Genomic DNA, 21,755 nt, shown 5'->3' on the forward strand with positions numbered 1-21,755 from the left:
GCTCAGCGCACGCGCGCGGCCAGGATCGCGACGTCGTCGCGCTGCGGCTGCGGCACGAGCTTCTCGCCGAGCAGCACCGGCAGGTCCACCGTCGGGCATCCCGCGAGCCCGGCCAGCACGGACCGCAGCTCGGCCGCCCGCTCCTGGTAGGGCACGGTGCGGGACTCCACGAGCCCGTCGGTGTGCAGCACGATCGTGTCGCCCAGCCCGAGGTGAGCGGTGTGGTCGTGGCGCGGGGCGTGCTGGTCCACGCCGAGCAGCAGGTCGGGACGGCCGGCGAGCTCGTCCACCGTGCCGTCGGCGCGCAGCACCACCGGCGGGGGATGGCCGGCCGACGTCCACCGCACCTGCGCGCCGTCGTCGAGGCGTTCGACCCGTGCGACGAGCAGCGTGGCGCTCGCCCCCACACCCAGGCCGTCGTTCGCCTCCTCCAGGTCCCGCAGCAGCCTCGCGGGCGAGGAGTCGCAGCCGGACCACGTCAGGGTGCGCAGCATGGAACGGAGCTGACCCATCCGGGCGGCCGCGCGCATGTCGTGCCCGGTGACGTCCCCGACGGTCAGGACGGCACGGTCGCGGTGCCGCGCGATCGCGTCGTACCAGTCCCCGCCCACCTGGTCGGTGCGGATCGCCGTCGAGTACGAGGCCGCCAGCTCCAGGTGCTCCACCCGGGGCAGGTCGGTGAGCATCGCGGCCTGGAGGGTGGACGCCACCCGGTGACGGTCCTCGAGGACCTGCACCCGGTCCAGGGCGTTCGCGACGCTGCGCACGATCGTGGCGCACAGCTCACGGGTCTCCGCGTCGTGGTGCGCCGGCTCGGGCCACCCCAGGGCGACGACCCCGCGGGCCGACCCCTCGCCGTCGAGGGGGAGGTAGGCGTGGGCGCCGAGCTCCGGGTGCACCCACCGTGTCACCCGCGGCCACCGGTCGATCACGGCGGCGCCGTCCTCGAACCAGTGCGCCGTGGCGGTGCGGACCGCGTGACAGGCCGGCAGCTCGTCGTCGAGCCGGATGCGGACCGGCACGTCCGTGGAGGGCGTGGGCATCAGCAGGGTGCCGTCGCGCACGATCTCCAACGACGTGCCCGCGGCGTCCAGGAGCGCCAGTCCCGCCCACGTCGCGCCGACGCCGCGCCCGGCGTGCTGGACGGTGGCGACGACGTCGGACAGCGTCGTCGCGCGGGCGAACATGTCGGTGATCTCCAGCAGGATCCGGGTGCGCCGCCCGGCCCGCAGCGCGACCTGCTGCATCTCCTGGGCGCGGAAGCGCTCCTGACGCAGGCGGATCTCGGCCGAGCAGGCGACCGCGAGGTCCTCCAGGGTGTCCAGGTCGTCGTCGGACCAGGTCCGGGCGGTGTGGTGCATCGCGCACACCGTCCCCACGGCCCTGCCGGACCGGTCGAACACGGGGTGGCCCGCGTAGGCGTGCACGCCGAGACCGGAGACGAGCGCCGCCGCCTGCGGGGAGTCCTCCCGGGTGAGGTCGGTGAAGGACAGCGGCTCACGCCGTCGCACCACCTCGGAGCACATCGCGTCGTCGAACCTCGAGCGGCGTTCGGTCTGCAGCGGCTCCGGCAGGCCGAGCGCCCCGGGATAGTGCTGGGCGTCCGCGACGACGACGGAGACCAGCGCCGTGGAGACCCCGAGATGACGGCGCACCAGCCGCGCGAAGCTGTCGAACGTGGGATCGGCGCCCGCCCCGTCCAGGCCGACGTGCGCCCACGCCGTGTCCGGCTCGTCGGTCCGCGCCTCCATGAACCGATTCTGCCATGCAGCGCAGGGACCGCCGAGGGCGCGGCCGGTAGGGTGCGGCCATGACGGCCCGGCTCGCAGCAGCAGCCCTGACCTGTGGTGCGGCGGTCCTGCTCTTCGCGGTGCACGTGCGCCCCTGGGGCTACCTGCCCCTCGTCGCCGGCATCGCGCTGGGGCTCTGGGTGGACCGTCGCCTCGGCCGTGACCTCGCCCTGATCGGGCTCGGCATGGCCATCGTGTCGGCGATCCCGCTGCAGGCCGACCTCTCCGACGCCGGGATGGCGCGCTTCACCGTCGCGCTCTCCCTGGCGGTCCTCGTGCCGTGGGCGCTGTCGAAGTTCGTCGTCAAGGACGACGACGGCGCGGGGGCGGTGCGCTTCCCCGTCGCCACCGGGCGGGCCTGGAGCCGTGGGCAGTGGATCTACCTCGCCGTGGTGGTCGTGGTGGGCTACCTGGTGCTGCCCTGGTACTTCCTGTCGTCCGGGGCGTACCTCAACTGGCCGGCCCTGGAGGGCGACGGCGACATCGCCCGGCTGTTCGTGGGCGTCAACGCCGTCGGCATCTGGGACGAGCTGTTCTTCATCTGCACCGTGTTCGCGCTGCTGCGACGCCACTTCGGGCTGCAGGTCGCGAACGTGCTCCAGGCCGTGGTGTTCGTGTCGTTCCTGTGGGAGCTCGGGTACCGCGAGTGGGGGCCGGTCCTGACCGTCCCGTTCGCGCTGGTGCAGGGCTGGATCTTCGCCCGCTACAAGTCCCTGCCGTACGTGGTGACGGTGCACCTGCTGTTCGACGCCGTGGTGTTCGCCGTGCTGGTGCACGGCCACCACCCCGAGCTGTTCGACGTGTTCGTCACCGCACCCTGATCGGTTGCTGACGAGGATCGACGCGCAGGCCGGGCTGCGGAGGTGGCTCGCGTCAGAGGTCCGCGAGCAGGTCCTGCATGCGGCCGATCTCCGCCTGCTGACCGGCGCCGATGTCCGTGGCGAGCTCCTCGGCCCGTTCGTCCGTGCCGTCGGTCATCACCGTCAAGGACATCTGCACGGCGCCGTCGTGGTGCTGGATCATGCCCTCCAGGTAGAGCCGGTCGAACTCCGGGCCGGACGCCGCCGCGAGCTCCGCCATCTGCTCGTCCGTGAGCATGCCCGGCATCGACGCCGAGCCGTGGTCGTGCTCCGCGATCCCGTCGGGCAGTCGCGGGCCCTCGCCGTCGCCCTCCTCCAGGTCCACCGGGACGGGCAGGTCCCGCTCCTGGAGCCACGCGGCCAGGCCGTGGATCTCCGCCGCCTGGACGTCGTGGATGCGGTCCGCGATCGCGAGGACGTCGGGGTCGTCGGTGCGGTCCGGCGCGAGCTCGGACATCTCCAGGGCCTGGCGGTGGTGGTGGATCATGTCGGCGAAGTAGTCGACGTCGACCTGGTTGGGGGCCGCGGCCTCGAGGCCGGGACGGTCCTCGTCCGGCGCGACCGTGGCGGCCGTCTCCCCGGGCCGGCCGGGCTGCACGACGACGCTCTGCGGGGGTGTCGCCTCCTCGTCGTCGGACCCGGTGCACGCCGCCGTCGTCAGGGACGCCGCGAGCAGCGCGAGGACCGCGGGCACGCGTGCGGCCCGTCCGCTGCCGGTGGACGGGCTGGGAGTCGCCTTGACCTGCATTGTCACCACCCTGTTAATTTCCTGCGTTTCCACTGGTGAGGAGGATCACAGTGGGTGAAAGTGGGGGAACACTACCAAGGAGGTGTGACGCCCGTGCGTCCCAGGACATCACCGCAGAGTCGCCGTGCACTCGGGGCAGGAGCGCTCGCCGGAGCCATCGCCGTCGGCTCCCTCGCCCTCGCCGCCCCGGGTTTCGCCGAGCCCGGGGACGGGACCGAGCTGCCCGCCCAGAGCATCGCCGCCCTGGACGACTCGGCCGTGCCCGACTCGCTGAGCCTGCCCGGGACGTCGGACGACTTCCGCATGGACCTGCTCGCCACCATCCCCAAGAACGGGGACTTCGCGGCGGAGACCAGCTACAGCTCGGACCTCGCCTTCCAGGGGAAGTACGCGTTCGCGGGCAACTACAACGGCTTCACGATCTACGACATCAGCAGGCCGAAGTCTCCGAAGCAGGTCGTGCAGGTGCTCTGCCCCGGCTCGCAGAACGACATCTCGGTCTACGACGACCTCCTGGTGCTGTCCACCGACTCCTCCCGCAGCGACGACTCGTGCGCCAGCACCTCCCAGTCCGCCACGGTCAAGGACTCGTGGGAAGGGCTGAAGATCTTCGACATCTCCGACGTGCGGAACCCGCAGTACGTCGCCGCCGTCGAGACCGCGTGCGGCTCCCACACGCACTCGCTCGCACCGTCGAAGAACGGCCGCGACCTCTACGCGTACGTGTCCTCGTACAGCCCGAACGGCGCGTTCCCCGACTGCCAGCCTCCGCACGACCTCGTCTCGATCGTGAAGATCCCGGTCAAGGCGCCGCAGCGGGCCGCGGTCGTGTCCACGCCGGTGCTGTTCCCCGAGGGCGGGTACACCAACACCTCCGGCTGCCACGACATCACCACCTACGTGGAGCTCGACCTCGCGGCCGGCGCCTGCATGGGTGACGGCATCCTCATGGACATCTCCGACCGGGAGAACCCCGTCGTCGTCGACACCGTGCGGGACACGACGAACTTCGCGTTCTGGCACTCCGCGACGTTCAACGACGACGGCACGAAGGTCGTGTTCACCGACGAGCTCGGCGGTGGCGGCGCGGCGACGTGCAACCCGGACGTCGGCCCGACGCGTGGAGCGAACGGCATCTACGACATCGTCGTGGACGACACGGCGTCGGCGAAGAAGTCGGGCAAGGGCAAGGGCAAGGGCAAGGGGCACGACAAGCCGCAGATCGAGGACCTCCGGCTGGAGTTCGCGAGCTACTACAAGATCCCGCGCACGAACACCAACACCGAGAACTGCGTCGCCCACAACGGCTCGCTCGTCCCGGTCAAGGGCAAGGACGTCATGGTCCAGGCCTGGTACCAGGGCGGCATCTCCGTGTACGACTTCACGGACTCGGCGAACCCGAAGGAGATCGCCTGGTTCGACCGCGGTCCGCTGTCCACCGAGCGGCTCGTCCTGGGCGGGTCGTGGTCGGCGTACTACTACAACGGCTACGTCTTCTCCAACGACATCCAGCAGGGCTTCGACGTCCTGGAGATCAGCGACCGCGCGGTCGGCAAGCAGAAGACCCACACCTACCGCGAGTTCAACCCGCAGCAGCAGATCAGCTTCCACTGACCGCCTGCTGCGCTCGACCCGCCCGGAGGTCCGGGCGCGACGGCCCGTCCTGCTGCGCAGGGCGGGCCGTCGCGGTCGCCGCGCCGTGTCGCGGTCAGCGGCGCCCGAGCAGGCGCGCCTCGACCAGAGGGACGACGACGGCGACGAGCGTCAGCGCGGCGCCCGCGTACATCGCGGCCCCGGGGGCGGCCGCGTCGGGGACGACGGCGTCCAGCACCAGCGCTCCGACGATCTGCCCGGCGATCATCCCCAGCCCGAGCAGGAGCACTCCGATCCGGTGCACCACCGCCGCCTGGATCGCGATGAAGCAGATGCCGAGCAGGCCGCCGGCGTAGAGCACGAGGTCGAGCGGGAGGTCGGTGGGCAGCGAGCCGGTCGGCGCGCCCACCACCAGCACGGACACGCCGAGCGCGACGAGCAGCACCACCGTCCCGACGAGGAAGTTCCCGAACGTGGCCGCCGCGACCCCGGCGAACGGTGACGACGACGTCGTCTCCGCGGCGCTGCGGACCCGCCCGTTGACCGCCTGCTGCCACGCCTGGCCCGCCCCGGCGAGGAACGGCACGACGGCGATCCAGAGCCGGTCCACCTGGTCGAGGGACCCCGACACGGCGATCCCGACCGCGACGACGGCCAGCACCGGGCCGAGGGCACGGCCGAGCGTCACGAGCCGCACCCCGCCCGGTGCGATCCCGAGCCGGTCCACCAGCAGCGAGCTGACGGACTGCCCCGCCACCACCGCCACCATGAACAGGGCGACCCCGAGGGTCCCCACCGTCAGGCCCTGCGCCGCGACGTAGAACCCGCCGGCCGCACCGCCCAGCACCTCCCACCAGCGCAGCCGTCGCGCGCGCAGGGCGGCCGCGACCCGCCCGACCGCGGCCCGCGCGGCCGGCCAGCACGCCAGCGCGAGACCGAGGACCAGCAGCCCGGAGCCGAACGAGACCACGGCGGCGGCGAACCCGGAGCCGACCTCCTGGGCGAGGGTGCCGTTGACGCGGCTCTGCGCCGCGGCGCACAGACCGGCCACGACGGCCGCGGCGACGCCCACGACGACGGAGCGGGCGGAGGAGGTCACCCGGGGGAGTCTAGGCACCCGCGGCGTGCGCGCCCCCGTCCGGCTGCCTGCGGATGGCACCATGCGGACCGTGAGCACCGACGTCGACCCCGCGCGCGCCCGCCACGCCCGTTCCGGGCGCCCCGAGCGCCCCGCCGAGGAGCTGCCGGTGCACGCCCACTCCCACGGCGGGCCGGTGCCGCCCGCGCCGTGGCGCACCCGGGTGGTGCTCGCGTGCCTGGTGGTCCCCGCGATCCTCGTCACCGCCCTGGGCCTGTGGGCGCTGTGGCCGTCGGCCGCCGACGTCCCGGAGCGGGTCCCCGTCGTGGTGGAGGGCAGCGAGCTGGTCGTGGTGACCGTCGTCGGACCGTTGGCGGAGTCGAACGGCGACTCGTGGCCGACCGTCGAGGACGCCACCGCGGGGGACGTCGAGGTGCGCCTGCCCGACGGGTCGACGTCGGGCATGCAGGCGGACCCGCGGTTCGCCCTGGAGCCGGGCGACCGGGTGACGGCGCTGTTCATCGGCGACTTCGCCGAGTCGGTCACGCCGTACGTGTTCATGGACCACCAGCGCGACGTGCCGTTCGGGCTGCTGGCCGCCGCGTACGTGCTGGTGGTCCTGCTGGTGGCGCGCTGGCGCGGACTGGCGGCGCTGGTCGGGCTCGGTGCCGCGTTCGCCGTGTTCGTGTGGTTCACGTTCCCGGCGCTGCTCGCGGGGCAGGACGCCCTGGCGGTCGCGCTGGTGACGTCGGCGTCGGTGATGCTCGTCGTGCTGTACGTGGCGCACGGGCTGACGGCGCGCACCACCGTGGCGCTGCTCGGCACGCTGGCGGGGCTGGCGCTGACCGCGGGGATCGGCGCGTGGGCGACGGGAGCCGCACGGATCAGCGGTGCGTCGGACGAGATGGCCCAGAACCTGCCCCTCATCGCGCCCGGGGTGGACCTGCGGGGCATCGCGCTGTGCGGGTTGGTGCTCGCCGGGATGGGTGTCCTCAACGACGTCACCATCACCCAGGCGTCGGCGGTGTGGGAGCTGCGGGCGATGGCTCCGCACGCCCCGCGTCGCGTGCTGTTCGCCCGCGCGATGCGGATCGGCCGGGACCACATCGCCTCGACGGTGTACACCATCGCGTTCGCCTACGTGGGGGCCGCGCTGCCGCTGCTGCTCACCGTGTGGCTGCTGGACCAGTCGCCGCTGATGTCGTTGACGTCGGGGGAGATCGCCGAGGAGGTGGTGCGGACCCTCGTCGGCTCCATCGGGCTGGTGCTCGCCATCCCGGTCACGACGGCGATCGCCGCGGTGGTGGTCCCCGGCGGGCCGGTCGACCGTGCTGCTGAACCTGCTGAACCTGCTGAGCCCGTCGAGCCCGTCGGGGGCGTCGGTGGCGACGAGCGGGCCGGGGCGGCGCGGCTCGGGTGAGTCGGATCAGGTGAGACGGATCACGTGAGGTCGTCGAAGTCGCCGCGCGCCCAGGCCGCGTGGCGTGCGGCGGAGCGCAGGACGACGTCGCGCGCGTCCGCGGGGACGACGTCCGCGAAGTTGTTGTAGAGCCGGTCGAACGGCCGGCGGGCGACGTGCTCGGCGACCCGTGTCGCGACCGCCCCGGACAGCAGCACGCCGCGGCCGTCCGCGCCGCCGGCCCAGTGCACGACGGCGGAGCCGGGGAAGTGGCCGCCGGTCTGGCTCAGCGTGACCCCGGGAAGGATCTGCCGCTCGCCGGACCAGAGCTCGACGGCGTCCCTCGGCGGCGAGCTCGGCGAGGGTGGCCCACCGCTGGCCGGAGGCGGGGACCCACTGGCGTTCGTCGGCACAGGTGGCGCAGGTCTCGGGCCGATCCAGTGTTTGAAAATGGTTATCACTCGTGCTTAGATCGGGGCAGTTCTGCGAACGGTTCTCATTCCTGGATCCGGTTCTCGCGCTGCCCCGACACGGAAAGACATCCATGAGCACCCGCACCCGCCGCGCCACCACGGCGCTCGCCCTCGCCCTGCCGCTCGCCCTGGTCGCCGCCTGCGCCGACCCGGACACCACCGGCGACGAGGCCGCCGGCGCCGCCGCGCCGTCCGACACCGCGGCCGCCGGCACCGACGCGGCCGGCGAGGCGACCGAGGTCCAGGCCCGCACCCCACGGCTCGCCGTCACCTACGACGGCGGTGTCAAGATCCTCGACGCCCAGACCCTCGAGGAGGTCGGCGACGTCGAGCTCGCCGGGTTCAACCGGCTCAACCCCCTCGGCGACGGCCGGCACCTGGCCGTCTCCACCACCGGCGGCTTCCAGGTGCTCGACCTCGGCACCTGGGGACAGGGCCACGACGACCACCACCACTGGTTCACCGCCGCGCCCGCGCTCACCGACGTCACCTACGCGGCCACCACCCCCGGCCACGTCGTCGTGCACGACGGCGTCACCGCGTTCTTCGACGACGGCACCGGCACGGTGCAGCTCGTCGCCTCCGCGGACGCGCCCACGGCCGGCGCCGCCGTGGAGACCGTGGAGCTGCCCGCCGCACACCACGGCGTGGCCGTCCCCCTGGACGACGACACCCTCGTCGTCACCGAGGGCACCGAGGACGAGCGCACCGGCATCCGCGTGCTCGACGCCGCCCGCGAGGAGATCGCCGCCAGTGACGAGTGCCCCGGCGTGCACGGCGAGACCGTGGCCGCCGACGAGGTCGTCGTGGTCGGCTGCACCGACGGGGCGCTCGTCGTCGACGACGGGACGATCGCCAAGGTCGACACCCCCGACGACTACTCCCGCATCGGCAACCAGGCCGGCACGCCCGTCTCCCCGATCGTGCTCGGCGACTACAAGACCGACCCCGACGCCGAGCTCGAACGGCCCACCCGCGTCAGCCTCGTCGACACCCGCGACGCCGGCATCCGCCTCGTCGACCTGCCCGCCTCCTACACGTTCCGCTCGCTCGCCCGCGGCGACGACGGCGAGGCGCTCGTGCTGACCACCGACGGCGCGCTGCAGGTCATCGACCCGGAGTCGGGGGAGATCACGGCCTCCATCCCCGTCATCGAACCGTGGGAGGAGCCCACCGAGTGGCAGGACGCCCGCCCGGCCGTGCTCGCCCTCGACGGGTCCGTGTACGTCACCGACCCCGCCACCGACTCGATCCACGCCGTCGACCTCGTCGACCAGGAGGTCTGGCTCTCCGGCGAGATCGGGGTCACGCCCAACGAGATCAACGGCGTCACCGGGCTGCCGGAGGCCGACGGCCACGAGCACGCCGACGAGCACGACCACGAGGCCGACGCCGACGAGCACGACCACGAGGCCGACGAGGCCGACGAGGACGATCACGAGGACGACCACGACCACTGACCACGGTCTCGCGGCGCGGACTCCGTCTCACGACGGATCCGCGCCGTCGTCGTCGTCCCTAGGCTGAGGCCATGGTCCATCGCACCGTGGAGGCGCTCCGCACCTGGTTCGCGCTCGACACGGACTTCGAGCGCCGGCCCGCGGACCCCCGCGGGGCCTACCGGCGCGACGTCTGGCTCGGCCTGACCCTGACCGCCCTGTCGGTGGCAGGCGTGGAGCTGGCCCGCTCGGCCGGGTTCCTGCAGGACGACACCACGCCGGTGTGGCTGCTCTACCTGCTGTCGGCGGCGGGCGCGCTCCCGCTCGTGCTGCGCCGGCGCTACCCCCTGGCCGTCCTCGCCGTGGTGTACACGCACTTCCTGCTCGTCGGGCTCACCGTGCCCGCTGTGGTGCTGACGCAGGTGCTCCAGGTCGTCTACTTCCTCACCCTGTACACGGCGGTGGCCTGGGCACGCGACCGGCGCGCGATGCTCCTGGTGGTGTCCGCCTGCCTGGCGGTGATGTTCGGCTGGCTGTTCTGGCAGCTCGTCATCAGCACGTCCCTGCAGGACTACCTCGCCGCCGAGGGGCTGCTCGACGACCCGCCCGGCACGGTCTCGCCGCTCACCGCCATCGTGCTCGTCAACTGGCTGACCAACATCGCGTACTTCTTCGGCGCGGTCGCCGTCGGCCAGGTCGGCTGGAACAGCGCCCGGCGTCGCGCACAGCTCGCCGAGCAGGCGCGCACCATCGCCCGGCAGGCGGACGCGCTGCGCGAGCAGGCCGTCGTCACCGACCGGCTGCGCATCGCGCGCGAGCTGCACGACGTCGTCGCGCACCACGTGTCCGTCATCGGCATCCATGCCGCGGCCGCGCGCCGCGTCCTGGCCCGGGACGGCGCCGGACCGCAGGACGCCCAGGAGTCGTTGACGACGATCGAGTCCGCGTCGCGCGACGCCGTCGAGCAGATGCGCGGGCTCGTCGGCACGCTGCGCCGCGCCGACGACGACGCGGGGCCGCGCAAGGACCGGTCCCCGGAGCCCGGCCTGGCCGACATCGCGGACCTCGCCGCCGGGGACGACGGGCTCGACGTCGAGTACCGCCTGGTCGTCGCGCCCGACGGCGACCCGCCCGCGGGCGCAGCACCCGACGTCCCCGCCTCCCTGGGCCTCAGCCTGTACCGCACGGCGCAGGAGGCGCTCGCCAACGTCCGCAAGCACTCCACCGCCAGGACGGCACGCGTGACCGTGCGGGTCGAGCGCCGCGGACTGCCCGACGACGCCCGGTTCGCCCACGGGTTCGCCGAGGTCGAGGTGCTCGACGACGGCCGCCCCCGACCGGGGTCCGGCGGTACCGGGCTCGGCCTCATGGGGCTGCGGGAGCGGGTGGCGGTGCACCACGGCGCAGCAGAGATCGGGCCGCGGGTGACCGGTGGCTATCGTGTGCGGGTCCGCCTGCCGCTGCCCGAGGAGTCCGCGTGACCACCGTCCTGCTCGTGGACGACCAGCAGCTCGTCCGGTCCGGGTTCCGGCTCATCCTCCAGGTGGAGACCGACCTGGAGGTCGTCGGCGAGGCGACCGACGGTGCCGAGGCGGTGGCCGCCGCCCGTGAGCTGCGCCCCGACGTGGTGCTCATGGACGTCCAGATGCCCGTCATGGACGGCATCGAGGCCACCCGCAGGATCGCCGCCGAGGACACCGCCAAGGTGCTGGTGCTGACCACGTTCGACGACGACGCGTACGTGTTCGACGCGCTCGCGGCCGGGGCGTCGGGATTCCTGCTGAAGAACGCCGACCCGCAGCACCTCGTCGACGCCGTGCGCACCGTGGCGTCCGGGCAGGCGCTGCTCTCCCCGGAGGTCACCCGGCGGGTCGTGGACAGGATGGTCTCGGCGGCCTCGAAGGCGTCGTCAGCGTCGTCAGCGTCGTCCGGGGAGTCGACGGTCTCGGCGGCGACCGAGGTCTCCGCCGGGTCGCGGCCCCCGGCGACCGGGCTGGACCGGCTCACACCCCGCGAGCGCGAGGTGCTGGTCCACGTCGGGCGGGGGATGTCGAACGCGGAGATCGCGGCCGCGCTGTTCCTCGGCGAGGCCACGGTCAAGACCCACGTCTCCAACGTGCTGGCGAAGCTGCACCTGCGTGACCGGGTGCAGGCCGTCGTCCACGTGCACCGGCACGGGCTGATCGAGACGGACTGACGAGGCTCCCGACCGGCGTCGTCATCCACCGCCGGACGGACTGCCCAGGTTCCGTCCCGAGGGGGATCCGCCGGCGGCCCGGGCGCCCTAGGTTCGTGGTCATGACCACTCTCGAGGTCCGAGACCTGACCCGCACCTTCGGCGAGCGCCGTGCCGTCGACGGCATCTCCTTCACGGCCGAGGGCGGCCTGCTGACGGGGTTCGTCGGTTCCAACGGCGCCGGCAAGACGACCACGATGCGCATGATGATGGGCGTGCTGGCCATCAGCTCCGGCGAGGTGCTGATCGACGGCCGCCCCCTGACCCGTGCCGACCGTCGCAGCTTCGGCTACATGCCCGAGGAGCGCGGCCTGTACCCGAAGCAGCCCGCCCTCGACCAGCTCGTCTACCTGGCGCGCCTGCGCGGCGTCCCCGCGTCGGCGGCCCGCACGGAGGCGCTCGACCTGCTGGAGCGGCTCGGGCTCGGCGAGCGCGTCAAGGACCACGTCGAGAAGCTCAGCCTCGGCAACCAGCAGCGGGTGCAGATCGTGGCCGCGCTGATGGGTCGCCCGCAGGCCCTCGTCCTGGACGAGCCGTTCTCGGGGCTCGACCCGGCAGCCGTGGACGGCATGGTCGACCTGCTGCGCGAGCACACGGCCCGCGGCGTCCCGGTGCTGTTCAGCTCCCACCAGCTCGACCTCGTCGAGCGGCTCTGCGAGCGTCTGGTGATCCTGCGCTCCGGCGAGGTCGTCGCCGACGGCACGCCGGACGAGCTGCGCTCGGCGGGCACGGTCCGTCACCGGCTCGTCGTCGGGTCCGACGCCGGGTGGGTGCGCGGTGTGCCCGGTGTGCACGCCGTGGACGTCGACGGTCCGACGGCGCTGCTCGAGCTGGTCGACGACGCCGCGTCGCAGCGTCTGCTCGCCGAGGCCCTGGAGCGCGGCCCGGTGCACGAGCTCAGTCCCGTGAGGCCCTCGCTGGCCCAGATCTACCGTGAGGTGACGGCATGACCACCCTGGCCCCGACCCCCGAGTCCACCTCGTCGCGGGCGAGCGTCCCGGCCGAGGCACCGCGCGGTGCGTGGCTGCTCGTCATGCAGCGCGAGATCGTGGTGCGCGCCCTCAACAAGTCGTTCGCCGTCGGGCTGGTCGTCTCGCTCGCCGTGCTGGCGGCGCTGGCGGGCTTCTTCGCCTGGCAGGGCTCGCGCGTCGAGACCTACACCGTCGCGGTGAGCAGCGCCGACGCGGCCGGGGCGGCAGCCGTGGCGACGGCGCAGGAGCTGGCGGCCGCGGAGGACTCGACCGACGAGATCGTGCCGTTGGCGGTGGCCGACGACGCGGCCGCGCGGACGGCCCTGACCGACGGTGACGCGGACGTGTGGCTGCACCCCGGTGACGACGGCTGGGTCCTGACGGGCGAGGGCGAACCGGACGGCACGTTGACGCGCCTGCTGGGCGCGAGCATCGAGCAGCAGGTCGTGAGCGAGAACGCCGCGGCGGCCGGGACGTCCGTGGCGGAGCTGAGCGTCGGGGCGACCCTGACCACCGAGCAGCTCGACCCGGGGGCGATGGGCGAGCAGATGCTGTTCTTCGCGTCGTTCGCGCTGTCCCTGCTGTTCTTCACCGGGGCGCTCACGTCCGGCACGATGATCGCCGGCTCGGTGGTGGAGGAGAAGCAGTCGCGCCTCGTGGAGATCATCGCGACGGCGGTGCCGCTGCGTCAGCTCCTGGTCGGCAAGATCCTCGGCAACTCGGTGATCGCGCTCGCCCAGAATCTGCTGTTCGCCGCGGTGGGGCTGGTCGCGATCGCGGTCTCACCGGTGTCCCTGGCGCTGCCGGCCGTGTCGACGTCGCTGATCTGGTTCGTCGTGTTCTTCACCGTCGGGTTCCTGGCGCTGGCGGCGCTGTTCGCGGTGTCGGGCGCGCTGGCGAGCCGCCAGGAGGACCTGCAGCACACGATGACCCCCATGATGGTGATCGTCTCGGGGATCTACTTCGTGACGTTCACCGCCTCGGGCACGTTCCTGACGGTGCTGTCCTACGTGCCGCTCGCGAACGTGGTCGCCATGCCGGTGCGGGTGCTGTCCGGTCAGGCGTCGTGGTGGGAGCCGGTGGTCTCCCTGGTGATCCTGGCCGGGTTCGCCGTCGGCGCGCTGCTGGTGTGCGAGCGGGCGTTCCGCGGGGCGCTCCTGCAGTCGGGCGGACGCGTGTCGTGGAAGCAGGCCCTCGGCGCGGAGGCGTGACGGGTAGGGGTATCCCCCGGTTCTGGTCGGGGTCAGCCCCCGAATACCCCTGAACAGGCTCCTCGACGGCGGTGGTGCGGCCTAGCGTCGGTCGCATGACCGCCGTCGACGCCCTCCGGACCCCGCCGTGAACGGGGTCGCCTGGGGGCTTGCGCTGGCAGTGCTCCTGGTGGGGTGGCTGCTCGTCGAGGGTGCGGGGCAGGGCCGGTGGCGGGGTGGGGTGTGGCTGCTCGCGGCCGTCGGCCTGCTCGTCGGTGCGTTCGGCCAGGTCGCCGCGGTGCTGTGGGGGGCGGGCCGTCCCCTGGTGGTCGTGCTCGCGGTGGCCTGGGTGCTGGGCGCCGCCGCACCGTGGATGAGCCGCCGTGCGACGGCTCGACGCGGCACCGGACGGACGGCGTGGGACGCGACCGGACGCGCGGCCGGGTCGGTGCTGGTGGCGGCGTTCGGCGGCCTCCTCGGCGTGGCGTGGTGGGAGCTCGCCCTGCCGCACGGGCGTGACGTCACCGGCCCGGGCGCCGTCGTCTTCGCCGCCGCACCCCTGCTGCTCGCCGGGCTGTGCGTGCTGGGGGTGCGCGTGCACGGCGGCCTGAGGCGCGCCGCACGGCTGCCGGCCACGAGGTCCGACGACGCGGAGCAGGCCCGCCGGCAGGTCGGCGCGTCCCTCGGGCTGTTCACCGTGGTGGCGGGTCTCGGGGCGCTCGCGGCCCTGGGCGCCTTCGGGTCCGGGGCGGCGGGCGCGGTGCTCGGGGCGGTGCTGCTGCTGCTCGCGGCGGTGTGGGCGCTGGCGGCGTTGTTCGACCTGGACCGGCAGGCGCCCGGCGCCGCGACGGTGCGCGCGGCAGGGGTGCTGACGACGGTGCTGCCGGTGGCGGCCACGGCGGCGGTGGTGGGTCCGCAGCTCCTGGCGAACGCCTCTCTTTGACCCGGAACAGGCCGGTAGATTACCGCCATGGCACGACGGCGTGACTCCCGCCTCATCATCGAGATCGACACCGGCCCGGACGTCGAGGACGTCACGGCGCACGACGGCGGCACCGGGGCCGCCGGCGAGCCGCCTCGCCGCTCGCGGTTCCGGTCGTGGTCCACCGCGCACGTCACAGGTCCTGTCCGCGCCCGGTGGGCGGCGGTGCCGCGCCGCACCCGGATCGGCGTCGTCGCCGCCACGGCCACCGTCGCCGTGGCGGTCACGGGGGCAGCGGTGGTGCTCGACCACCGCGCCGACGCCGCGCACGCCGCGCGCATGGCTGCCCTGCCCGGCGGGGTGGTGGACCTCTCGGTCCCGCTCGTGCAGACCTGGCAGGTGGAGTCCGACGGCGGCGTCCTGGCCGAGCTCGACGGCGGCCTGCTCGTGCTCCGGGACGGCAGCGAGGTCCTCGCCGTGGACGCCGTCACGGGGCAGGAGGCCTGGCGCCACGACCTCGGCCGTGACCTGCAGTGCGGGAGCGCCTACGACGGCTGGACGTACGGCTCGGACCTGGAGCCGCAGGACAGCGTCGTCTGTCTCGTCGGGTCGCCGCAGCGCACGGCGGTCGTCGTGGCGGCGGACGGCGAGATCCTCGGACGGCGCGTCCTCGGGGAGGTCGGCAACGCCACCGCCGGGGACCAGCGGGACGGTGAGGTGGCGCTGGTGATGAGGGAGGGGGCCGTCGCCGTCGGCGACGTGGTCGACATCGAGGTGACCGGAGACGACCCCGCCGACGTCCTGGCGGAGCTCGACGCCCGGCGGGCCGCCGGCGAGTGGCACGACCCGGCCCTGCGGGTCGAGGACGCCCTCACGGGCGAGGTGCGTGGCCGCGGCGAGCTGACGGTGGACAGCGCCGTCGTGCTCGACTGCCTGGGCGACACGGGGACGGGAGGCGGGTCCAGCTGGGTCGGCACCGGACCGTACGCCCAGGCCGACGGCATGAGCACCTTCCTGGCGGTCTGCAGCACCGTGCTGAGCATCGCCGCCGACGGCACGGTCACCGAGGGGACCTGGAGCCGGGAGCGGGAGTCCGACGGTCTGCGGTTCGCCTACACGGAGGACGGCACGACCGTCGAGGGCCCGGACGGCAGCCGCTTCTCGGTCCCCGGGTACGTGATGGAGGTGAGCACCACCGACGACGTCGACGCACCGCTCCTCGCCGTGGTCGCCGACGGCATGGCGGCCTACGACAGGGACGGCACCCGCCGGTGGCACACCGAGGGCGAGCCGCGGATGACCCGCGCGTTCCTGCAGGCCGCCGGGACGTTCGTCGTCGCGCAGGACGACGGCGGCCCGCTCGCGCTCGACGTCGAGACGGGGGAGGTGCTCTGGCGCAGCGAGGAACGGCTCGGGCCGGGCAGCGGCGGCCATCTCGTGTCCGGCCTGACCGACGGACGGGTCGGGCTCCTGGTGACGTCCGGCGTGGAGAGCGGAGCCGAGCTCTTCGCGCTCGACCTGGGGGACGGCGCCACGCGCTGGTCGATGGAGCTCACGGACCCCCTGGCCCAGGTGATGGCCGTCGACGGCCACGTCGTGATCGCCGAGACCGGCGACGGCGAGACGTACGACGCCCGGACCGGTGCGCCGACCACCGACTCGACGGTGCGGGGCTACGCCACCCCGTAGGGTCCCGGGTCCGCTGCGACGGCAGGAACCGGTCGCCCGGTGTGCGGGCCGGAGCCGCGCTACGGTCGCAGGATGGGGCGGCGACGCGGTCCCGAGGGGGCGTACACGTTCGACCTGGTACCCGACGAGGGGGAGGCCGGACCCGACGCCGTGCCCGACGGTGACGGTGGCGGCGGGGACGGCGCCGGCGGTGGTGCGCCGCCGCGGGGACCCGGCCGGTGGCAGACCGCCTGGCGACGCACGTCGCGGCGGACCCGGCTGACCGTGCTGGTGGTGGGCGTCGCGCTGGTGGGCACGTACGGCGTCGTGCGCGAGGTCTCCGACCGCGACCACGTCGCCGAGCTGCGGGCCGCTGCGGGTGGCGTGCTCGACCTGTCGGTCCCCCCGCAGGAGATCTGGCGGGTGGAGGACCTCGAGGAGAGCGCCGACGTCTCCCGGGGGCTGGTCGCCGTCGCCGGTGACGTGGCCGCCGTCCAACGTCTCGACCACCTGATCGGCCTCGACCTGGCGACCGGCGAGCGGCGGTGGACCGTCGACCTGATGGACCCGTCGGGCACGTGCGGGCCGGGGATGGAGTTCTGGTCGGAGCGCGTCGAGCTGAACCCGTCGGAGCAGGTGGTGTGCGTCGGGGAGTCGGGGGCGGGCGAGCAGACGGTGACGGTCGTGGAGCCGGACGGCACGGTGCTGGCGCGGCGTGCGATCGGCGACGGGTACGACCTGGCGGTGCCGGGACCGGGATCCTCCGTCCTCACGGCGACCTGGGTGGGCGAGCCCGACGACGTGGACGTCAGCCTCCAGGGGGACCCGCTCACGGACCTGCGGGTCACGGGCGAGATCGACGACGGCTACGACCTGGAGGTCACGCTCGTGGACGCCCTCACCGGGGACGAGCGGTGGACGTCCGTGGTGCCGTTCGGCGAGGTCCTCGACACCGACCAGTGCGTGCGCTGGTCGGCGGGCGGCCGCAACGCCGAGCTCGACCGGGCGGGCACGATCGACCACGTGGTCGGCGAGCGGCTCGTGGGGGTGTCGGGGTGCGGGATCCTCGCGTACCTGACCCCGACGGGCAGCCCGCTGGACCTGTCGGGTCTGCAGAGCTCCGCCGACGAGGTCGTGCGCCGGGTGCGGCCCCTGGCCGACGGGGGCTTCGCGGTGTCCGCGGGCGGGTGGGGTCGCGCGGCGTGGGACCAGGACGTCCTGGACGCCGACGGGGTGCTCCGGTTCTCGGTCGAGGGCCGGCTGCTGGACCCGTGGGCGACGGACGGAGCGGCCGACGGGGTGGCGGGGGACCGCTGGCTGGTCGCGCGAGCGGACGGGACGGTCGCCGTCGACGGCACGGGCGAGGAGGTGTGGTCCAGCGACGTGCAGGCCGTGGAGGTGCTGGCCCGCACGGCGCGCACGGCGGTGGTGATGGACGTCCGGGACCGTCTCGTCGGGCTGGACCTGGCGGACGGCACGGTGCTCTGGGTGCGGCCGGACGTCGTGGACGAGGTGGCGGCGACGACCGGTGAGGCCCGCCACGGGGGCGTCCGGTCGGTGTTCACCGACGGTGCCGTGGTGGCTCTCGTGGTGCCCGTGTACACGGACGCGAGCGTGATCTCCCTGTGGCGTGCGGTGGACGTGACGACCGGGGAGGACCTGTGGTCCTCGCAGCAGGTCGAGGACGGGTGGGGTGTCGAGGTCGCCGTGGACGGGCACCTGCTGCGGTGGTGGCCGAAGGGCCTGGCGGCCCTCGGCGCCACCTGAGGCGAGGGCCGGTGGTCACTCGGCGAGGAGGAGGTAGACCTCGCGCCGAGCGGTGGTGAGGATCTCGACGGCCTTGGCCGTCTGTTCCGGGGTGCCGGTGCGACCGACCTGCTCGACGGCGCCGTGCAGCGCGTGCAGCGCGGTGCGCAGCTCGCGGTGGCCGCCGCGTCGCGGGTCGTCGGTCTGTTCCCACGGGGTGCCGAGCTCGTCGCGGTGCGACTCGAGGTAGGTGCGGCCGGCGTCGGTGAGCGACGCGAGGCGGCGACCGCCGTCGTCCGCCACGGACACCAGACCTTCGTCCTGGAGCTGGGCGATGGCGGGGTAGACCGCGCCGGGGCTGGGCTGCCACGTGCCGTCGGAGCGTTCGGTGATGTCGGTGATGATCTGGTAGCCGTGGCGCGGCCCCTCGTCGAGGAGGAGCAGGACGGCGGCGCGCATCTGGCCGCGCCCGCGCCGCGAGCCGCGATGTCCGGGGCCGCGACCGCCGGGGCCGAAGCCGCCCGGGCCGAAGCCGCCGGGACCGAGACCTTCGGGGCCGAAGCCTCCGCGGCGTCCGCGGCCGCCGCGGGGGTGGTCACCCGGGCGGCGGGGGTCGTCGGTGAAGCTGTCGGTGAAGTCGTCGCTGGGCCCCTCGGGGCGGGTGAAGGAGTGGTGGGGGGTACGCATGGTGTCTCTCCTGAGATCGTTGTGGGCGGTGGTCGGAGAGCAGGTCGCTCCATCCGACGTATCGAAGATACATCAACGATATATCGTTGACAACAGTTCGACAGAATGTCCTCGTGACCGGCTACGACGCCCGCTTCCTCGGCCCCGACGACGCCCTGAACGTCCCGCTCCCCACCCCCGTCGCACCCGACGACGGCGCCCCGCCGCGCCCGCTGCGACAGCTCGACCACCCGCACTTCAGCATCCTGCTGGACCCGCACCGCCGCCTCGCGGCCGTCGCCGCCTGCCTCGTCGACGGCGCCCACCTGCACCCCCTGCGGCGCACCGGCAGCTGGCGGCTCGACGCCCAGGCGCCCCCGCAGGAGCAGGCCGGCAACGAGCTCTACCGCGACAACCCCCTCGACCGCGGCCACCTCGTGCGGCGCCTCGACCCGATGTGGGGCACCGAGGCCGAGGCCCGGGTCGCCGGCGAGGCCACGTTCGTCTACACCAACGCCGCCCCCCAGGTGGACACGTTCAACCAGTCGAAGGAGCTGTGGAACGGGCTCGAGGACCACGTCCTCGCCTACGCCGACGCGAACGACCACCGCCTCGTCGTGCACACCGGCTGCGTCTTCGACCCCGCCGACCCCGCGTACCGCGGCATCGCCCTGCCCCGGCAGTTCTGGAAGGTCGTGGCCTGGGCCGACGGCGGCACGGTGCTCCGGTCGGCCGCGTTCCTGCTCGACCAGAGCCCCCAGCTCGACGCCGCCGACCTGCGCGCCGCGTCGGCGCGAGCGCTCGCGGTCGGCGACGTCCCGCCGCTCGGCCCGTACCGGACGTTCCAGGTGCCGGTCGCCGACGTCGAGTCCCTGACCGACCTCGACCTCGGCCCCCTCGTCGCGGCCGACGTGCTGCCCGCCGCGCGTCGCGCCGTCGGCCCGCTGCGCGTCGGCACCGTGCCGCACGGCTGGACCCCGGTCGACTCACCCGCCGACCTCACCCTCACCCCCGCGAGGTAGCCCCGCGGCGCGAGGTGGCGCCCGCCCCGCGAGGCAGCGCCCGGCCGGACGCGCTGCGGGCGGGGGCGACGGGGCGCGCCTACCGTGAGGTGCATGGACGTCATGCTGGTGGCGGTCGCCTCCGTCGCCGTGATCATCGCCGTGTCCGCGCTCGCGCCGCGCGCAGGGGTCGGCGCGCCGCTGGTCCTGGTGCTGATCGGTGTCGTGGTGAGCTTCGTGCCCGCCGTCCCGGCGCTGGAGGTGGAGCCCGAGATCGTCCTCGCCGGGGTGCTGCCCGCGCTGCTCTACGCGGCGGCGGCGTCCTTTCCCTCGATGGACTTCCGGCGAGACCTCGGTGCGATCTCCGGGCTGAGCGTGCTGCTCGTCGTGGTGTCCGCCGTCGGCCTCGGGTTCGTGTTCGCATGGATCATCCCCGGCCTCGACCTGGCGGCAGGCATCGCGTTGGGCGCGATCGTCAGCCCCACGGACGCGGTGGCGACGTCGATCATCAAGCGCCTCGGAGCGCCGGCACGGGTCGTCACGGTGCTCGACGGCGAGGGCCTGCTGAACGACGCGACCTCCCTGGTCCTGCTGCGGTCGGCCGTCGCGGCGACGGCCGCGAGCGTGTCGTTCTGGTCCGTCGTCGGCGACTTCGTGTGGGCGGTCGCCGTCGCGGTCGTCAGCGGGGTGGTGGTGGGTCTCGTCGGGCTCCGGGTCCGACGGCGGTTGCCCACCCCGGCGCTCTCGACCGGCGTGTCGTTCCTGGTGCCGTTCGCGGCGTACCTGCCGGCCGAGGCGTTGGAGGGGTCCGGCATCGTCGCAGCCGTGACGGCGGGTCTGGTGACCGGGACCCTGTCCGCGCGCTTCCTGACACCTCAGGTCCGCACGGCGGAGAGGACCAACTGGCGCGCCGTCGAAGGGCTGCTCGAGGGGGCGTTGTTCCTCGTGATGGGGCTGGAGTTCTTCGCGCTGGTCACGGACGTCCGGGAGGTGCACGGCTCCCTGAGGCTGGCGTTCGGTGTGGCGGTGGTGGCGGCCGTCGGGGTGGTCGTGATCCGCGCGGCGTTCATCCTGCCGCTGCTGCGCCTGCTCGCCCGCCGCAGGCGGCGCGGTGCAGCGCGACGCGAGGCGTACGTGTCCATGCAGGACCGGATCGACACGAAGCTCGCCGCCCACGACCCGGACCGGCCGCTGAACTCGTCGGAGATGATGGACGCCCTGAGCGAGGCCCGCCGTCGGGCGCGCCTGGTGGACCGGATCGACCAGTTCCGCCGCCGGCTCACGCGACGTGTGGCGGACATCGACTACCTGGCCGCCGCACCGCTCGGCCCTCGCGAGGGCGTGGTGCTGGTGTGGGCGGGGATGCGGGGCGTGGTGACGCTCGCTGCGGCGCAGACGCTGCCCGCGGACTTCCCGCAGCGGTCCTTGCTGGTGCTGGTCGCGTTCGGCGTCGCGGCCGGGACGCTCCTCGTCCAGGGCGGGACGCTTCCCTGGGTGGTGCGCCGGCTCGGCCTCGCGGGTGTGGCGTCGCCGAACGCCGAGGATCATGCGGCCGGTCTGCGCGCCGTCGTGCACGACGCCGCCGCCGACCTGCTGTCGGGCGTCGGGCCGCGACGTCCTGACGGTTCCCCGTACGCGCCGCCGGTGCTCGAGCGTGCCCGGCGCGCCATCGTCAAGCAGGAGTCGGAGCAGGACGAGGCCGCCGCTCGGTCCACGGACCTGTCGACCCAGCTCGTCGAGCTGCGGGTGCGGATCATCGAGACCCAGCGGGAAGCCCTGCTGCGTGCCCGCGCGGACGGCACCTTCGACTCGGCGCTCCTGTCCCGCATGCTCGATCAGCTCGACGCCGAGCAGATCGCCGTCGAGATGCGTGGCGAGATCCTCTGAGCCCGACCTGTCGCTCGCGCCCGAGTGCACGGTGCCGACCCGCTCGCGTCGCAGTCGGCGGGCTCGAACCGCCCTCGCCCCTGGGGCG

General features: G+C 73.9%; 18 protein-coding genes. 13 read left to right on the forward strand and 5 right to left on the reverse strand.

What is annotated here, in order from left to right; all coding sequences use genetic code 11:
• Window positions 1–2 precede the first annotated feature (2 nt).
• A complete protein-coding gene (locus tag ACNHYB_RS12035; RefSeq protein ID WP_418275580.1) occupies window positions 3–1,751 on the reverse strand; it encodes a SpoIIE family protein phosphatase in 1,749 nt (582 codons plus the stop codon).
• Between the two features lie 59 nt (window positions 1,752–1,810).
• Between ACNHYB_RS12035 and ACNHYB_RS12040 the strand changes: the two genes are divergently transcribed.
• Window positions 1,811–2,611 (forward strand): CPBP family intramembrane glutamic endopeptidase, encoded by an 801-nt coding sequence (locus ACNHYB_RS12040; RefSeq protein ID WP_418275581.1) that lies wholly within the window; start codon window positions 1,811–1,813, stop codon window positions 2,609–2,611.
• A 52-nt stretch (window positions 2,612–2,663) separates the two neighbouring features.
• Here the strand turns inward: ACNHYB_RS12040 and ACNHYB_RS12045 are convergent, their stop codons facing one another.
• Window positions 2,664–3,398 (reverse strand): DUF305 domain-containing protein, encoded by a 735-nt coding sequence (locus tag ACNHYB_RS12045; protein ID WP_418275582.1) that lies wholly within the window; start codon window positions 3,396–3,398, stop codon window positions 2,664–2,666.
• Between the two features lie 93 nt (window positions 3,399–3,491).
• Here ACNHYB_RS12045 and ACNHYB_RS12050 point away from each other — a divergent pair, with 93 nt between their 5' ends.
• A complete protein-coding gene (locus ACNHYB_RS12050) occupies window positions 3,492–5,012 on the forward strand; it encodes an LVIVD repeat-containing protein (RefSeq protein WP_418275583.1) in 1,521 nt (506 codons plus the stop codon).
• Between the two features lie 94 nt (window positions 5,013–5,106).
• On the opposite strand, the gene ACNHYB_RS12055 is transcribed toward ACNHYB_RS12050, so the two are convergent.
• Window positions 5,107–6,090, reverse strand: a complete 984-nt coding sequence (locus ACNHYB_RS12055) for a DMT family transporter (RefSeq protein WP_418275584.1) — start codon at window positions 6,088–6,090, stop codon at window positions 5,107–5,109.
• A gap of 70 nt (window positions 6,091–6,160) precedes the next feature.
• Here ACNHYB_RS12055 and ACNHYB_RS12060 point away from each other — a divergent pair, with 70 nt between their 5' ends.
• Window positions 6,161–7,489, forward strand: a complete 1,329-nt coding sequence (locus ACNHYB_RS12060) for a YibE/F family protein (protein WP_418275585.1) — start codon at window positions 6,161–6,163, stop codon at window positions 7,487–7,489.
• A gap of 20 nt (window positions 7,490–7,509) precedes the next feature.
• Here the strand turns inward: ACNHYB_RS12060 and ACNHYB_RS12065 are convergent, their stop codons facing one another.
• Entirely contained in the window at window positions 7,510–7,881 is a 372-nt protein-coding gene (locus ACNHYB_RS12065; RefSeq protein ID WP_418275586.1) for a hypothetical protein, read from the reverse strand.
• Between the two features lie 131 nt (window positions 7,882–8,012).
• Between ACNHYB_RS12065 and aztD the strand changes: the two genes are divergently transcribed.
• From aztD to ACNHYB_RS12105, 8 genes are all read left to right on the forward strand, one after another.
• A complete protein-coding gene (gene aztD / locus ACNHYB_RS12070; protein ID WP_418275587.1) occupies window positions 8,013–9,401 on the forward strand; it encodes a zinc metallochaperone AztD in 1,389 nt (462 codons plus the stop codon).
• 71 nt (window positions 9,402–9,472) lie between these two features.
• Window positions 9,473–10,861: a sensor histidine kinase gene (locus ACNHYB_RS12075; protein WP_418275588.1), complete on the forward strand. Its 1,389-nt coding sequence runs from the start codon at window positions 9,473–9,475 to the stop codon at window positions 10,859–10,861.
• The gene (locus ACNHYB_RS12080) at window positions 10,858–11,577 is read left to right on the forward strand and encodes a response regulator (RefSeq protein ID WP_418275589.1); all 720 of its coding nucleotides are present in this window, start codon (window positions 10,858–10,860) and stop codon (window positions 11,575–11,577) included. Before ACNHYB_RS12075 ends, ACNHYB_RS12080 begins: the two co-directional genes overlap by 4 nt.
• 101 nt (window positions 11,578–11,678) lie before the next feature.
• Complete coding sequence (locus ACNHYB_RS12085) at window positions 11,679–12,566, forward strand: ABC transporter ATP-binding protein (RefSeq protein ID WP_418275590.1); 888 nt, start codon at window positions 11,679–11,681, stop codon at window positions 12,564–12,566.
• Entirely contained in the window at window positions 12,563–13,798 is a 1,236-nt protein-coding gene (locus ACNHYB_RS12090; protein WP_418275591.1) for an ABC transporter permease, read from the forward strand. The genes ACNHYB_RS12085 and ACNHYB_RS12090 overlap by 4 nt, the downstream gene beginning before the upstream one ends.
• Before the next feature lie 127 nt (window positions 13,799–13,925).
• Complete coding sequence (locus ACNHYB_RS12095) at window positions 13,926–14,720, forward strand: hypothetical protein (RefSeq protein WP_418275592.1); 795 nt, start codon at window positions 13,926–13,928, stop codon at window positions 14,718–14,720.
• A 27-nt stretch (window positions 14,721–14,747) separates the two neighbouring features.
• A complete protein-coding gene (locus tag ACNHYB_RS12100) occupies window positions 14,748–16,388 on the forward strand; it encodes a PQQ-binding-like beta-propeller repeat protein (protein ID WP_418275593.1) in 1,641 nt (546 codons plus the stop codon).
• Window positions 16,389–16,460: 72 nt separating this feature from the next.
• Window positions 16,461–18,134 (forward strand): PQQ-binding-like beta-propeller repeat protein, encoded by a 1,674-nt coding sequence (locus tag ACNHYB_RS12105; protein WP_418275594.1) that lies wholly within the window; start codon window positions 16,461–16,463, stop codon window positions 18,132–18,134.
• A 15-nt stretch (window positions 18,135–18,149) separates the two neighbouring features.
• On the opposite strand, the gene ACNHYB_RS12110 is transcribed toward ACNHYB_RS12105, so the two are convergent.
• Window positions 18,150–18,800, reverse strand: a complete 651-nt coding sequence (locus tag ACNHYB_RS12110; protein ID WP_418275595.1) for a PadR family transcriptional regulator — start codon at window positions 18,798–18,800, stop codon at window positions 18,150–18,152.
• Between the two features lie 113 nt (window positions 18,801–18,913).
• Here ACNHYB_RS12110 and ACNHYB_RS12115 point away from each other — a divergent pair, with 113 nt between their 5' ends.
• Complete coding sequence (locus ACNHYB_RS12115; RefSeq protein WP_418275596.1) at window positions 18,914–19,801, forward strand: DNA/RNA non-specific endonuclease; 888 nt, start codon at window positions 18,914–18,916, stop codon at window positions 19,799–19,801.
• Between the two features lie 93 nt (window positions 19,802–19,894).
• Entirely contained in the window at window positions 19,895–21,667 is a 1,773-nt protein-coding gene (locus tag ACNHYB_RS12120; protein ID WP_418275597.1) for a cation:proton antiporter, read from the forward strand.
• Window positions 21,668–21,755 lie beyond the last annotated feature (88 nt).

Origin of the sequence: Isoptericola jiangsuensis (genome assembly GCF_048320105.1) — a bacterium.
GTDB lineage: Bacteria > Actinomycetota > Actinomycetes > Actinomycetales > Cellulomonadaceae > Isoptericola > Isoptericola jiangsuensis_A.

What these genes read in the sequence shown, in the direction of transcription:
- ACNHYB_RS12035 (WP_418275580.1), bottom strand. Translation starts at nt 1,751, where the DNA reads ATGGAGGCGCGGACCGACGAGCCGGACACGGCGTGGGCGCACGTCGGC.
- ACNHYB_RS12040 (WP_418275581.1), top strand. Translation starts at nt 1,811, where the DNA reads ATGACGGCCCGGCTCGCAGCAGCAGCCCTGACCTGTGGTGCGGCGGTC.
- ACNHYB_RS12045 (WP_418275582.1), bottom strand. Translation starts at nt 3,398, where the DNA reads ATGCAGGTCAAGGCGACTCCCAGCCCGTCCACCGGCAGCGGACGGGCC.
- aztD (WP_418275587.1), top strand. Translation starts at nt 8,013, where the DNA reads ATGAGCACCCGCACCCGCCGCGCCACCACGGCGCTCGCCCTCGCCCTG.
- ACNHYB_RS12075 (WP_418275588.1), top strand. Translation starts at nt 9,473, where the DNA reads ATGGTCCATCGCACCGTGGAGGCGCTCCGCACCTGGTTCGCGCTCGAC.
- ACNHYB_RS12085 (WP_418275590.1), top strand. Translation starts at nt 11,679, where the DNA reads ATGACCACTCTCGAGGTCCGAGACCTGACCCGCACCTTCGGCGAGCGC.
- ACNHYB_RS12090 (WP_418275591.1), top strand. Translation starts at nt 12,563, where the DNA reads ATGACCACCCTGGCCCCGACCCCCGAGTCCACCTCGTCGCGGGCGAGC.
- ACNHYB_RS12100 (WP_418275593.1), top strand. Translation starts at nt 14,748, where the DNA reads ATGGCACGACGGCGTGACTCCCGCCTCATCATCGAGATCGACACCGGC.
- ACNHYB_RS12105 (WP_418275594.1), top strand. Translation starts at nt 16,461, where the DNA reads ATGGGGCGGCGACGCGGTCCCGAGGGGGCGTACACGTTCGACCTGGTA.
- ACNHYB_RS12110 (WP_418275595.1), bottom strand. Translation starts at nt 18,800, where the DNA reads ATGCGTACCCCCCACCACTCCTTCACCCGCCCCGAGGGGCCCAGCGAC.
- ACNHYB_RS12120 (WP_418275597.1), top strand. Translation starts at nt 19,895, where the DNA reads ATGGACGTCATGCTGGTGGCGGTCGCCTCCGTCGCCGTGATCATCGCC.